The sequence below is a fragment of the Gordonia sp. UBA5067 genome (genome assembly GCF_002414845.1).
GTDB classification, from domain to species: Bacteria; Actinomycetota; Actinomycetes; order Mycobacteriales; family Mycobacteriaceae; genus Gordonia; species Gordonia defluvii.
Map to the genome: position 1 here is coordinate 1 of NZ_DIAX01000062.1, position 13,192 is coordinate 13,192.

General features: G+C 68.3%; 12 protein-coding genes and 1 pseudogene. 9 read left to right on the forward strand and 4 right to left on the reverse strand.

Features of this window, described 5'->3' with window-relative positions:
- Positions 1-216 precede the first annotated feature (216 nt).
- Complete coding sequence (locus B4M62_RS10700) at positions 217-675, forward strand: DUF3151 domain-containing protein (RefSeq protein WP_290707520.1); 459 nt, start codon at positions 217-219, stop codon at positions 673-675.
- 13 nt (positions 676-688) lie between these two features.
- On the opposite strand, the gene B4M62_RS10705 is transcribed toward B4M62_RS10700, so the two are convergent.
- Positions 689-1,444, reverse strand: coding sequence for an ABC transporter permease (locus tag B4M62_RS10705; RefSeq protein ID WP_290707522.1), 756 nt, complete (start codon positions 1,442-1,444; stop codon positions 689-691).
- Between the two features lie 50 nt (positions 1,445-1,494).
- Here B4M62_RS10705 and B4M62_RS10710 point away from each other — a divergent pair, with 50 nt between their 5' ends.
- The 3 genes from B4M62_RS10710 to B4M62_RS10720 all read left to right on the forward strand — a co-directional run bounded on the left by B4M62_RS10710 (position 1,495) and on the right by B4M62_RS10720 (position 5,111).
- Positions 1,495-2,676, forward strand: a complete 1,182-nt coding sequence (locus B4M62_RS10710; RefSeq protein WP_290707524.1) for an FUSC family protein — start codon at positions 1,495-1,497, stop codon at positions 2,674-2,676.
- A gap of 49 nt (positions 2,677-2,725) precedes the next feature.
- Positions 2,726-4,093: an LCP family protein gene (locus B4M62_RS10715; protein WP_290707526.1), complete on the forward strand. Its 1,368-nt coding sequence runs from the start codon at positions 2,726-2,728 to the stop codon at positions 4,091-4,093.
- Positions 4,094-4,199: 106 nt separating this feature from the next.
- Positions 4,200-5,111 carry a cation diffusion facilitator family transporter gene (locus B4M62_RS10720; RefSeq protein ID WP_290707528.1) on the forward strand — a complete coding sequence of 304 codons (912 nt, stop codon included), beginning with the start codon at positions 4,200-4,202 and terminating at the stop codon, positions 5,109-5,111.
- Here B4M62_RS10720 and B4M62_RS10725 read toward each other — a convergent pair whose 3' ends face one another.
- A complete protein-coding gene (locus B4M62_RS10725; protein WP_290707530.1) occupies positions 5,112-5,771 on the reverse strand; it encodes a hypothetical protein in 660 nt (219 codons plus the stop codon).
- A gap of 74 nt (positions 5,772-5,845) precedes the next feature.
- Here B4M62_RS10725 and B4M62_RS10730 point away from each other — a divergent pair, with 74 nt between their 5' ends.
- The 4 genes and pseudogenes from B4M62_RS10730 (at position 5,846) to B4M62_RS10745 (ending at position 10,579) form a co-directional block, all read left to right on the forward strand.
- Positions 5,846-7,132 carry an adenylosuccinate synthase gene (locus tag B4M62_RS10730; RefSeq protein ID WP_290707533.1) on the forward strand — a complete coding sequence of 429 codons (1,287 nt, stop codon included), beginning with the start codon at positions 5,846-5,848 and terminating at the stop codon, positions 7,130-7,132.
- A gap of 31 nt (positions 7,133-7,163) precedes the next feature.
- Positions 7,164-8,705: an adenylate/guanylate cyclase domain-containing protein gene (locus tag B4M62_RS10735; RefSeq protein ID WP_290707534.1), complete on the forward strand. Its 1,542-nt coding sequence runs from the start codon at positions 7,164-7,166 to the stop codon at positions 8,703-8,705.
- Between the two features lie 34 nt (positions 8,706-8,739).
- A pseudogene (purT, locus tag B4M62_RS10740) lies at positions 8,740-10,023 on the forward strand (formate-dependent phosphoribosylglycinamide formyltransferase); the annotation flags it as partial.
- A gap of 76 nt (positions 10,024-10,099) precedes the next feature.
- Positions 10,100-10,579 carry a DUF456 domain-containing protein gene (locus tag B4M62_RS10745; RefSeq protein WP_290707538.1) on the forward strand — a complete coding sequence of 160 codons (480 nt, stop codon included), beginning with the start codon at positions 10,100-10,102 and terminating at the stop codon, positions 10,577-10,579.
- 6 nt (positions 10,580-10,585) lie between these two features.
- Here B4M62_RS10745 and B4M62_RS10750 read toward each other — a convergent pair whose 3' ends face one another.
- Positions 10,586-11,182 (reverse strand): CHAP domain-containing protein, encoded by a 597-nt coding sequence (locus B4M62_RS10750; protein ID WP_290707540.1) that lies wholly within the window; start codon positions 11,180-11,182, stop codon positions 10,586-10,588.
- A gap of 178 nt (positions 11,183-11,360) precedes the next feature.
- On the opposite strand from B4M62_RS10750, the gene B4M62_RS10755 reads away from it, so the two are divergent.
- A complete protein-coding gene (locus B4M62_RS10755) occupies positions 11,361-11,885 on the forward strand; it encodes a hypothetical protein (protein WP_290707542.1) in 525 nt (174 codons plus the stop codon).
- 23 nt (positions 11,886-11,908) lie between these two features.
- Here B4M62_RS10755 and B4M62_RS10760 read toward each other — a convergent pair.
- Positions 11,909-13,192, reverse strand: a 1,284-nt coding sequence (locus B4M62_RS10760; protein WP_290707545.1) for a pyridine nucleotide-disulfide oxidoreductase, incomplete at its 5' end; no start/stop codon positions are given.

The following is a 13,192-nucleotide window of genomic DNA, read 5'->3' on the forward strand; positions in this document are numbered from 1 at the left end:
CGGCCGCGCAGGGAATCGACCTCCGCCGCCGCGGATTCGTCACTACCGCCGTTGCCCGCATTCGGGGTTTCGTCTGACTGTGCCATCGAGCACGCCCTGCCTTCGTCAAATAGATCACCAGCGGCTCATACCCTAGCGAAATCTGGCCGGTCGAACACACTCGGGCTGCCCGCCGGCGAATCAGGCCGCACCCCACCAAGATGGTTGAATTGGGAGGTGACTTCCTATGGAGACCTGCTCGGCCCCCCGCCCACGTTACTCACCGGCGACGATGAAGCCGAGTCCGAGTTGCTCAACGGCACCGCGCCGGCGACCGTGGCCGCGGGGTCGCCCACCGCGTCGATCGCGTGGGCCTACCTCGCTGAAGCCGAACTCGCGGACGTCGACACGGAGACCGCCGGTGCGGGCGAGGTGCCGCCGGCGGTCGTCGCGGCTTACGCCTACGCCCGCACCGGATATCACCGCGGACTCGATCAGCTGCGCCGCCACGGCTGGAAAGGGTACGGTCCGGTGCCCTGGGATCATCAGCAGAACCAGGGCTTTCTCCGCTGCGTCGGCGTGCTGGCGAGGTCGGCACGGTTAATCGGCGAGGAAGACGAGTACTTGCGGTGTGTGGACCTCCTCAACGACTGTGATCCGCGGGCGGCCGAACACGTCGGCGTCGTGCAGCCGTAAACCGGGATACGCGTCACAACAGTCCCCGGCTCACCATTTCGGTGGTGGCCAGCACGGCAATCGCACACACCGCGAGTAAGGCCACGAGGACGAACAGCTGCATGATCGCTGCCGCCGTCGTCGATGCCCCACCCAAGACCATGCCGACGAAGGCACCCGGGATTGTGACGAGGCCTACCGACCGGGTCTGATCGATCCCCGGGATCAACGCGGTCGCGGCCGCCGGGCGGACCACGTCGATTCTCGCCGCGTATTGCGTGAACCCCAGCGACAGCGCCGCTTCGACCTCGCCCCGGCGCGTCCGCAGCTCGTCGTGGGCGTGCCGGCCGGCCAGCGACGTCGCGACCATCGCATTGCCGAACATGATCCCGGCGGTAGGAATGATCGCGATGCCGGCCGCGGGGACCACGCCGGTGGCGACGACCGCGGCAACGATGACGCCCGACGGGAGTGCCACCGGTAGCAGGCATCGCAGAGTGGCCGCAGCGGTCGGGCGGCGCGTGGCGATCCGGGACGCCGAGGTCCACGCGGCGACGACCGCCATGAGCGCGAGAAACAGTACCGATGCCCAGAGATGCCTGATGACGACGGCGAGGATCGCGGCGAGAGCAGTGAGCTGGACAACGGCCCGCACCACGGCGACCGCCGTGTCGCGCGCATTGCCGCTCGATGCGGCGACATTGACCAGCACGGCGACCCCGGCGAGCACGATCATCACGACGACGAGTGCAGGGCCGATCCTGATGATCGCATCACCGGCGTGGTCCACGCGCCCATCTTGTCAGCTGTGGCGGTGGAGCGTCGCTATCATCGGCAACGGTGATGCACTTCTTCTCACGGTCGGGCCGGGCCCGGCCCCGGCCCGCGTCGGCGGTGGCGGAGCAGTGGACGCGTGCCCGTGCACCGGGGGGCCGGGCCCTGGGGCGGCTTCCCGTACCCGTCCAGAGCAGGGTTCGACGGCTCCTGAACTCGGTGGTGCCGATACTGCAGTGCGGCCTCGCCGCGGGGGTGTCGTGGTGGATCGCGACGGCCGTATTCGGGCACGCCGCCCCCTTCTTCGCGCCGATCGCCGCGATTATCTCCTTGGGTTTGTCGCTGAGCAGGCGCTGGCGCCGGTCGGTCGAGCTGGTCGGCGGGGTCGCAATCGGCGTGCTCATCGGCGACCTGCTGGTGCGATACGTCGGTTCCGGGGCATGGCAGATAGCTGCCGCGGTGCTCGTCGCGATGTCCTTGGCGGTCTTCCTCGACAACGGGCCGATCCTCCCGATGCAGTCAGCGTCGTCGGCGGTTCTGGTGGTCGCGGTGCCGATCACCGGCGCCGGGTTCACCCGGGCGGTCGACGCCCTCATCGGCGGCGTCGTCGGAATCCTGATCGTGGTGATCCTGCCCACCAATCCGGCTCACCGCGCCCGCCTGGACGCGGCCGGGATCCTCGCGACGCTGCGGGACACGTGCGATCGGCTGGCGGCCGGGCTGCGCGCCGGCAACAATGATGCGATCGGCGCCGTCTATGTCGAGGTCGGCGGACTGCGGGGCGCGTTGGACACGATGCGCGCCGATATGCGCGGTGGTCGCGAGGTCAGTGTCATCTCCCCGCTCTACTGGAGCTCGCGGTCGCGAATGGAGGCCATCGCCGATACCGGCGAACCGATCGACAGCGCGGTGCGCAACATGCTGGTGCTGGCCCGTCGCCTCAACGGGATGACGGCGCGCGGGGAGTCGGTGCCCGACGCGGTGATCGACCTGATCGACCAGCTCGGCGACGGTTACGAGGTCCTGCGCGGATACATGCTTGCGCCGCCCGGCGGGCGGCCCGACGCCGCCGACGCCGCCCAAGCGCTGCGCGCCATCGCGCGGAACGCGAAGCCGGAGGTCGTCGTCGACGAGGACCTAACCGCGGTGTCCTCGCTGGCGCAGATCCGCTCGCAGCTCGTCGACATGTTGATGATCGCCGGGCTGTCGCGTACCTCGGCCGTCGCTCAGCTGCACCGGAACCAATGATGCAGCGGATTTAGAGATCTCTAAGGGAGGCCTCGCACACTGGACTGTTATGACACGAGACGATCGGGTCCGCAGTCGGCCGACGGCCGGTCAGGTGGTCCAGGCGAGGCTCGCTGCCGGGCAGGCGGTGCCGCGGTGGGAGCTGCCCCCGCGTCGGCCCCCGGTCCGCAGTCGCCGGCCGGTGAAACGGCCGACCCCGGCTCGCGCGCCGCGCTGGCAGCCGATCGGCCGTGGATTCGCGGTGGCCGCCGCGGTGGGGGTCCTGACCGTCAGCGGCTTGGCCTGGTCCGGCGCGGTCAGGGCGGCCCGCGGCTTCTCAACCTCCGATGCACTCGGCAGTGCACCGCACCGCGCGGGTGCGGCCGAGACCATCCTGTTGATGGGGCTCGACACCCGGCGCGATCAGAACGGCGAGCCGCTGCCGCCGGTTGTTCTGCATCATTTGCACGCGGGAGACAGCGATGTCGGTGGCTACAACACCAATGCGCTGATCTTGGTGCACATTCCGGCCGACCACAAGAATCTCGTGGCCTTCTCCATTCCGCGGGACGACTACGTCGCGGTCAACGGGCTGGGTGTGGGGAAGATCAAGATCAAGGAGGCCTACGGCCGCCGTAAGGCGCAGGCCGAGGACGAGTTGCACGCTCAGGGGATCGACGATCCGAAGGAACTCGAACGACGCGGCCGGGAGGCCGGACGCAAGGAGACGCTGCACGCCGTCCGTGATCTGACGGGCGTGCCGATTGACCGGTTCGCCGAGGTCAGCCTGGCGGGCTTCTACGATCTGGCGAACTCGCTCGACGGCGTCACGGTCTGCCTCAACTCCCCGGTGCGCGACCGCTACTCGGGTGCGCACTTCCCGGCCGGTGAGCAGAAGCTCAACGGCGCCCAAGCCCTTGCCTTCGTCCGGCAGCGTCACGGGCTGGCCAACGGCGACCTCGACCGCACCCACCGGCAACAGGCCTTCCTGCTCTCGGTCCTGCATCAGCTCAAGCAAATGGGGACGCTCGCGAACACCGACCGGCTCGGTGCGGTGGTGTCCGTGGCGCAGCGCAACGTGGTGCTGTCGTCGGGCTGGAACCTGCTCGACTGGGCCGAGTCGATGAGTGACCTATCGGCCAAGAGCATCTCGTTCCGGACTTTGCCGGTGGCCAGGTACGCCACCGTCGGCGGCCAGGATGTGAACATTGTGGATCCGGCGCTCATCCGAACCACCGTTGAGCGGGCCTTCGGTGTGCCGGTGACCAACCCGGCAGAGTCGCAGCTGACGACCTCGTCGACCGATTCGGCGAGTGCGACCGACACTCCCGAGGCGACCCCTGGTTCCGGGACCGGTTCGGGCTCGGAGGGGTCGGCTCCGCCTCCGGATGTGGGCACGGCCGTGACCAACCGGTCGGGTGTGCCGTGTGTCGCCTGAGTCGGCAACCCGGCGATAGCCGCCTGTCTCGCCGATAGTCGTCGTTCTCACAGGACGCTGGGGCAGCCGTCTTGAATATATGCGGATTTACGCATAGGTTAACCGCATGGGGCATGCACACGACCATTCGCACGTCGGGGGTGCGGCCAGTGGGCAGCGCCGACTATGGCCGATGGTTCTCGCCGTGGTCCTCATCGGCGGCTTCTTCGTCGTCGAGCTGGTGGTGGGCATCATCGCCAACTCGCTGGCACTGATCGCCGACGCCGGGCACATGGCGACCGATGTGGTGGCACTGCTGATGGGCATGTCGGCACTGCTGTTGGCCCGCCACGGATCGGTGACCGCACGCCGGTCCTTCGGCTGGCACCGGGCCGAGGTGTTCAGCGCGGTGGTGAACGCCGTCCTGCTGATCGGCGTCGGCGCCTACGTGCTCTACGAGGCGATCGAGCGCATTGGCAGCGATCCGCAGGTACCCGGCCTAACGCTGATCATCGTCGCGCTCATCGGCCTCGCGATCAACGTTCTAGTCATGCTGCTGCTGCGCGCAGACGCGCAAACGTCCATCGCAGTGCGCGGTGCCTACCTCGAAGTCCTCGCCGACGCGGTGGGCAGCGTCGGCGTCCTCGTTGCCGGCGTCTTCGCGATCATCACCGGTTCGGGCTATGCCGATATCGTCGTTGCGGTACTGATCGCCCTGTGGGTGGTACCCCGCGCGCTCCGACTGGCCGCCGACGCCTTGCGCATACTCAACCAGCAGGCTCCCAAACACGTCGACGTCGAGACGGTGCGGACCCAACTCGCCGAGATCCCCGGCGTCGTCGACGTGCACGACCTGCACGTCTGGACGCTGACCACCGGGATGGATGTGGCGACGGTGCACATCACGAGTTCGGTCGACGGTGGCCCGGTACTCGTCGCCGCCCAGGATGTTCTCGCCACCCACGGCCTCGAACACGCCACCGTCCAGGTCGAGGACACCGACCGCGAGGGCTGCCACGACTCCGAGCTCAGCTGGTGACTAGGCGCTGACCAGCAACCACGGAATGTGGTGAGGATAGAAAGTGGAGCGCGGCGTCGCCCGTGGGGTGAGTACTCCCTCGCGTTCGACGAAGACCGCCGGACCGCCGGTTTGCACCGCCCGCCCCGAACGCCAGCGCTTGGCGAGCGTGCCGGCCAGGCCGCGTCGCACAACTCGGCCGCGCAGGTCGCCGGCCGAGCCGAGCGGCTCGATCTCGATGGCCGCGACCACGCCGTCGAACAGTCGGATGTCGTCGAGGTAGCCCTCCCCGTGCAGCGGTCCGCCATCGGCGCCGACGTGCCGCGCCCGGCCGACGAGCACCGCCGCCGCGTCGTCCCGGATCAGCGGAAACTCTTGGGCCGCACCGGATGCGGCAAGTTCTCGGGCGGTACTGCCGGAGGGCAGGCGGTAGGTCCTGGTCGCCGGCGTGGGGGCGCCGGCGACGTAGGCGACCTCGACGTCGAGCCGTTCGAGCACCATCAATCGGGCGATGACGGCACCGAGGAAGGCGTCCGGCTCGCGGCACCCGACGGCGTCCACGATGAGGCGACCCGTCCCCGGCGCACCGAGCCCCTCATCGACGATCGGTTTGACCGACGAGCGCAGCGACAGCAGGTCCCAACCGGTCATCTCGGGCGGCATCAACACGGCGGCAGTCACGCGCAATAGCGTAGTAGCGGACCGAACCAAGTAGGGTAAGGCGGGATTGGCTGGCGAAAAAGGGAGTCTGACGCATGCCTGCGATCGTGCTGATCGGCGCTCAATGGGGCGACGAAGGCAAAGGGAAAGCGACCGACCTGCTGGGCGGCAAGCTGCAGTGGGTGGTGCGCTACCAGGGTGGGAACAACGCCGGACACACTGTCGTGCTGCCCAGCGGTGACACCTTCGCGCTACACCTCATTCCATCGGGGATTCTGACACCGGGAGTGAAGAACGTGATCGGCAACGGCGTGGTCGTCGATCCCGGCGTCCTGCTGTCCGAACTCGCGGGGCTGGAGGAGCGCGGCGTCGATACGGCCAACCTGCTCCTGTCCGCCGACGCGCACCTGCTCATGCCGTACCACGTGGCGATCGACAAGGTCACCGAGAGATTCCTGGGCAACGCGAAGATCGGGACGACCGGTCGCGGAATCGGTCCCTGCTACCAGGACAAGATCGCCCGGGTCGGGGTGCGCGCCGCCGATGTTCTCGACGAGAAGCTCTTCGCCGAGAAAGTCGAGGCCGCCCTGGAGATCAAGAACCAGATCCTCACGAAGATCTACAACCGCAAGGCCCTCGAGCCCGAAGCGGTTACCGATGAGGTCCTGGGCCTTGCCGACGGCTTCGCCCACCGCATCGCGGACACGAGACTGCTGCTGAACCAGGCGCTCGAGCGCGGCGAGACGATCCTGCTCGAAGGCTCGCAAGGCACCCTGCTCGACGTTGACCACGGCACCTACCCGTACGTGACGTCGTCCAACCCGACGGCCGGTGGCGCCGCAGTGGGCTCGGGCATCGGCCCGGGCCGCATCACGACGGTGCTCGGGATCCTCAAGGCGTACACGACCCGCGTCGGATCCGGTCCGTTCCCCACCGAACTCTTCGACGAGCACGGCGAATACCTGGCAAAGACCGGCGGCGAGGTGGGCGTCACCACCGGCCGCGCCCGCCGCTGCGGCTGGTTCGACGCGGTGATCGGCCGCTACGCCACCCGAGTCAACGGAATCACCGACTACTTCCTCACCAAGCTCGACGTCTTGTCCGGGCTCGACGAGGTGCCGATCTGCGTCGCCTACGACGTCGATGGAAAGCGCCACGATGAGATGCCGATGACGCAGGCCGAGTTCGAACGCGCCAAGCCCATCTACGAGACGATGCCCGGCTGGTGGGAGGACATCTCGACGGCCCGGACATTCGACGAACTGCCCGCCAACGCGCAGCGCTACGTGCTTCGGCTCGAAGAGCTGTGTGCCGCGCACGTCTCGTGCATCGGGGTCGGCCCCGGGCGCGACGAGACGATCGTCCGCCGCGAGATCGCCTGAGCCGTCACCGCCGTCTGACCAGGGGCACCACATGCCGATAGTTTCGACCGCGCGGGACTACGGGTCGGTACTGCTGGGTTCCTCCGACGACAGCCAGCTGCGCAAACGGATTCGCATCCAGACGCTGCTCACCACCGCGATCGTCACGGCGAATGTCATCGGCATCGGCGCGGCCGTCCTGCTGGCCACCGTCGGTATTCCGGTCCCGTCGGTATTCCAGCCCGAGTTGTGGTGGGTCAACTTCGTCGTGGTGCCCGCGTACGTCGTGCTCGCGCTGACCGTCGGGGTGGTCTGGGGAACGCTGTCGACGGTGCGCGCACTGCGCTGGGCCATCCGCGGCGACACGCCCACCGGGCAGGACGCCAAGCGCGCCCGGCGAGCCCCGTGGCGCCTGGTCGCACTGCAGAGTCTGCTGTGGCAGGGCGCGACTGTGCTGTTCACCGTCCTGTACGGGGTGGCCGACCCGCAGTTGATCCCCAAGATCCTGCTCGTCGTCGCCTTCAGCGGCACCGTGGTCGTCGCGATCGCCTCGCTGTTGGCCGAGTTCATCCTGCGCCCCACCGAGGCCGACCTCCTTGCCGCCGGATTCCGGACGGGCCGGCGGATGCGGCTGCGCGGACGCGCGATCGCGGCGTGGTCGGTCGGATCCGGGGTGCCCATCGTCGGCATGCTGCTGGTCGCCGTTTTCGCGGCGATCTTCGACAACATGCGCAAACAGGACGTCGTCGCCTCCGTCTTGGTGATCGGCGGCGTCGCCCTGTTCACAGGCCTGCTGCTGACGCTGCTCTCCACGACGAGCGTCGTGGGGCCGGTGCGCGCGGTCCGCGACGGCATGCGCCGGGTCCGCGCCGGCGAAACCGACGTCGATGTCGTCGTCTACGACGGCTCGGAGCTGGGCGACCTGCAGATCGGGTTCAACACCATGGTCGCCGGACTGCGTGAGCGCGAGCGCATCCGCGACCTGTTCGGCCGCCACGTCGGACAGGACGTGGCCGCCGCCGCGATGCGCAACGACCCCGAACTGGGCGGCAGTGAACAGGTCGTGGCGACCATGTTCATCGACGTGATCGGTTCGACGGCATTGGCCGCCACCCGCACGCCGACCGAGACGGTGGCGACCCTCAACCGCTTCTTCGGAGTGATCGTCGATGCGGTGGAAGCCAATCGGGGTCTGGTGAACAAGTTTGAGGGAGATGCGGTACTCGCCATCTTCGGTGCGCCCCTGCATCTCCCGGATCCGGCGGGAGCGGCATTGGCGACTGCGCGCGCCATCGCCGCGGCGTTGCCGGTCACGGTCCCCGAGCTCGCCGCCGGGATCGGCGTGGGCTACGGGGCCGCGGTTGCCGGCAACGTCGGTGCAATCGAACGATTCGAGTTCACCGTCATCGGCGACCCGGTCAACGAGAGTGCGCGGCTGTCCGAGTTGGCCAAACGCGACAGTCGGCGCCCACTGGCCTCGCAGGTTGCCGTCGCCGCGGCGAACCCCCGTGAAGCGGCGCACTGGCAGACCCTCGACGCCGAGGTGTTGCGCGGACGCTCGGTGCCAACGGTCGTTTGTGCGGCCGTCGTGTGACTGAGCCCCCGGTCCCTCGTCCGCGCCAAGTAGGATGCACGTCATGACATCCGATTCCACCTCAGGGGTGCCGAGCGTGTTGGGTACCCCGCTCACCGATTCGGCCATTCGGGTCCTGTTGCTCGGCGCCGGCGAGCTCGGCAAAGAGGTGACGATCGCCTTCCAGCGGCTCGGTGTCGAAGTAATCGCGGTGGACCGCTATCCCGATGCTCCCGGCCACCAGGTGGCCCACCACGCCGAAGTCATCGACATGACCGATGCGGCCGCGGTGACCGCGGTCATCGAGAAGTACCGCCCCGACTTCGTCGTGCCGGAGATCGAGGCCATTGCCACCGACGCCCTCGGCGAAATCGAGGCTCGCGGAATAGCGCAGATCGTGCCGTCGGCCTTTGGTGTCACGGCGACGATGAACCGTGAGCGAGTCCGACGACTCGCCGACGAACAGCTCGGCATCCCGGTGCCGCCCTACCTCTTCGCGGATTCGCACGCCGAGCTGCGCACCGCCGCAGCGCGCGTCGGATACCCCTGCGTGGTCAAGCCGATCATGTCCTCCTCGGGCAAGGGGCAGACGGTCCTGGCCGGACCCGCCGACATCGATGCCGCGTGGGAGAACGCGACGACGAAAGCCCGCGTGGCCAATTCGCGAGTCATCGTCGAGGGGTTCGTCGACTTCGACTACGAGGTCACCCTGCTGACGGTCCGCTCGATCGATCCGCGCACCGGGGGAATCATCACCCAGTTCTGCGCGCCGATTGGGCACCGGCAGGTGGACGGCGACTACGTCGAGAGCTGGCAGCCGCAGCCGATGGGATCGTTTGCGATGGCGTCGGCGACGTCGATCGCGGCACGGATCACCGGCGCCATGGCCGACGGTCAAGAGTTGGGCGGACGCGGCGTGTTCGGCGTCGAGCTCTTCGTCAAGGGCGACGACGTGTACTTCTCCGAAGTCAGCCCGCGGCCGCACGACACCGGCTTGGTCACCATGGCCAGCCAGCGGCTGTCCGAGTTCGAGATGCACGCCCGGGCAATCCTGGGGCTGCCAGTCGAGGTCACCCTCGCCTCGCCCGGCGCGTCGGCGGTCATCTACGGCGGCCGCGACGAAACGGCCGTCGGATTTGCGAACGTTGCCCAGGCGCTGGCCGTGCCGGAGACGAGCATTCGGCTATTCGGCAAGCCCAACGCCACCTCGCGGCGCCGGATGGGCGTCGTGACCGCCACGGCCGACGACGTCGCCACGGCCCGCCGCCGCGCCACCGATGCCGCCGCGCGTATTCAGGTGGTCTCGGCCGGTGAGCCGACGACCGAAGTGATCGATCCGGCCCGCGTCACGGCATCGGTCGCCGACGAGACCGTCGTGCTGAACCTGCGTCAGACGGCCACCCAGTAGCCCCCCGGTGCCATTCTGGGGTGAGGCCCTCGTCGGTCTCGTCATCGTTGTCGGGCTGCTGGGGATCGTCTTCCCCGTCCTGCCCGGGGGAATCCTCGTCGGCGTGGCCATCGGCGGGTGGGCTGTGGTCGTCGGCGGCTGGGCCTGGGCGTTCTTCACCGCCGCGGCGCTGATCATCGCGGTCGCCGAGATCGTCAAGTATTACGTCGCCGGGCGGACGCTGAAAGCCGCCGGGGTGCCGAACAGCACCGTGATCGTCGGCGGCATCGCCGGGATCATCGGGTTCTTCGTGGTCCCGTTCGTCGGGCTGATCCTGGGCTTCATCCTCGGCGCGATGCTCAGCGAACTGGTGCGCGGATGGAGTCTGGATCAAGCCTGGCGCGGTGCCTGGGCGGCCGCCAAGGCCGCCGGCGCCAGCATGATCGTGGAACTGGCCGGAGCGCTCACCGCGACCGTGATCTGGCTGGCCGGCGCGGTCGCGCTGTGAGTCCCGTCAGCGCGGGCTCCCGTATCCGACGATTCCCTTGACGGTGGCGAGCCGGTAGCCATTGATGCTGATTCCGTGCGGCGGCTCGTTGCCGCCGAGCGTGGTGACGTTGTCGCCGTCGACGGCGATCACAGTATTGGTGTGCTGTTTGAACCGGTTGGGCGGCGCGTACAGCACGACATCGCCGGGCTTGGGCCGGTAGTCGGGGCCGTGGAAGCGGCCGACCGACTGGTAGTACTCGGTGAGTGTGGCAACGCCGGGGATGCGCCAACTGCCGTTGCCCGGATTGCGCACCGGCGAGCCCGCCCGCCGCTGCGTCCAGCTGACGAAGTCGGCGCACCACGGCTCGCGGACGCCCTGGGTGTAGACCGCCGGCGACTCCGGCGGGTTCTCGTACTGGGCCCGGAGCACGGCGACGATACGCTGGCGCACCGGGCTGAGACCGGGTGCGGTCGCGGGGAAGGCCGGGCGTGCGGCCCAGTGCCGGCCGATCCCGGTCCCGGGGCTGTCGGCGTTGGCCGGGCTGCAGCCGATGAGGCTGGGGGCGACGAGGAGTGCCGAGAAAAGGGCGAGGGCGTGCCAATGCTTCCAGCCTGCGTTCATGGAGACCGATGCTACCGGTCGCCGATCAGGGGCGGCACGTGCGCTCGACCACCTGGGGGGCACCTGTGAAGCCGCTGACCATGCGCTGAATCGGCTAACTCTCGTCGTCGCGGCAACGACATACCTAGTGGATCGGCCGCGACGGGCGGTCGGCACGAGTCGACTGAGGGATGCAACCATGCGAAGCAAGCGCGACAAGAAGGCCGAACGCGGCACGAAGGCACTCGGCCGGATTCTGGTCGCCGCTGCGGCATCGGCCACGATGGCGGTGTCGGGGGCGGCCGTCGCGGGTCCGGCACTCGCGGCGAGTCCGGGCGAACTCGAGATCCGTGGCGGCATCGAATGTCACTTTGGGCAGAAGGGGTCGACCTGGGACAACCTCTGGTACCAGGTCCGCTGGATGACCGTCGTCAACGTCGGCGGCACCACGATGCACAACGTGACGCTGCAGGAGATCAACGGCCCGCGGGTCACCGTCGCCGAGATCAAGCCGGGCCAGTCGATGTCGAGGTGGAACGCCAAGGCCAATCGGTGGCAGCGACCCATTGAAACGCGGTGGACCGGCTGCGTCCCCACGTCGATCAGTGGATACACCTGGGGCGATACCTACGACGACCTGGGCAACAACTTCGGCTTCTGGCGCACCGACATCCAGCGTCCGGCCAACCCGAATCTGCCGGCGACCGCCACCGGCTCGTCCTGACCCAGTGGCGGCCTGCCGCCGGGTCAGCCCTTCGGGGCCTTGTCCGGCTCGGACGCGGCCAGCATGTCTTCGCGTTCGACGACCTTGATCCGCTCGCGACCCTCGGCGGCGCCCAGTGATCGCTCGTGTTCGTCGAGGCGGTACCAGCCGTCCCACGTGGTGAACGGGATGTTGCGCTGCTCCAGCAGGCTGATGATCGCCTCCTCCGAGGTGTCCAGCGGCGCGCCGAGGCGATCATTGTGCATGTCTCCGACGATGCATTCGACGGTTTCGTTCGCGTCGCCCTTGGTGTGGCCGATGAGGCCCACCGGTCCGCGCTTAACCCAGCCCGTCGTGTACAGACCGGCCAAGTGGGCGCCCTCGTCGAAGACGCGACCGGCCTCGTTCGGGATCACTCCGGCCGCGTGGTCGAACGGGATCTCGGGCAGGTTGTCCGAGAGGTACCCGACAGCGCGGTAGATGGCGGTGACGTCCCAATCGGTGGTCCGGCCGGTCGGCTGCACATTGCCGGTGCCGTCGAGCTCGGTGCGTTCGGTGCGCAGCCCCACGACCTGGCCATCCGCACCGAGGATCTCGACGGGGTTCTCGAAGAAGTGCAGGAACAGCTTGTGGATCGCGCCCTGCTTGGGCTCGCGGATCGCGTAGTTCTCGATGATTGTCGCGACCTGGTCGGTGATCTTGCTGCTGCGGCGGGCCACCGCCGACCCCTCGTCATATTCGATGTCCTCGGGATTGACGACGACCTCGATATTCGGCGAGTGGTCGAGCTCCTTGAGTTCGAGTGGGGTGAACTTTGCCTGCGCCGGGCCGCGCCGGCCGAAGACGTGCACCTCGATCGCCTTGTTCCCCCGGAGGCCCTCGTAGACATTCGCCGGAATCTCGGTGGCCAAAAGTTCGTCGCCGGTCTTGGCCAGCACCCGCGCGACGTCGAGGGCAACGTTGCCCACCCCGATGACCGCGACCTTCTCCTCCTCGAGCGGCCAGGTCCGCGGGAAGTCGGGGTGCCCGTCGTACCAGGCCACGAACTGGGCGGCGCCGTAGCTGCGCTCGAGATCCACACCCGGGATATCGAGGCCGCGGTCGTCGGTGGCGCCGGTCGAGAAGATCACCGCATCGTAGTGGTGCCGCAAATCGGCCAGCGTGATGTCGGTGCCGTAGTCGATGTTTCCGAGCAGGCGGATCTGCGGCTTGTCGAGCACCTTGTGCAGTGCATTGATGATGCCCTTGATCCGCGGATGATCTGGTGCGACGCCGTAGCGGATCAGGCCGAACGGTGCGGGCATGCGCTCGTACAGGTCGATGCTGAC

Bases quoted from the DNA above. Each gene is read 5' to 3' on its own strand.
- B4M62_RS10755 (WP_290707542.1), top strand. From the start codon at position 11,361: ATGCGAAGCAAGCGCGACAAGAAGGCCGAACGCGGCACGAAGGCACTC.
- B4M62_RS10750 (WP_290707540.1), bottom strand. From the start codon at position 11,182: ATGAACGCAGGCTGGAAGCATTGGCACGCCCTCGCCCTTTTCTCGGCA.
- B4M62_RS10715 (WP_290707526.1), top strand. From the start codon at position 2,726: ATGACACGAGACGATCGGGTCCGCAGTCGGCCGACGGCCGGTCAGGTG.
- B4M62_RS10730 (WP_290707533.1), top strand. From the start codon at position 5,846: ATGCCTGCGATCGTGCTGATCGGCGCTCAATGGGGCGACGAAGGCAAA.
- B4M62_RS10720 (WP_290707528.1), top strand. From the start codon at position 4,200: ATGGGGCATGCACACGACCATTCGCACGTCGGGGGTGCGGCCAGTGGG.
- B4M62_RS10735 (WP_290707534.1), top strand. From the start codon at position 7,164: ATGCCGATAGTTTCGACCGCGCGGGACTACGGGTCGGTACTGCTGGGT.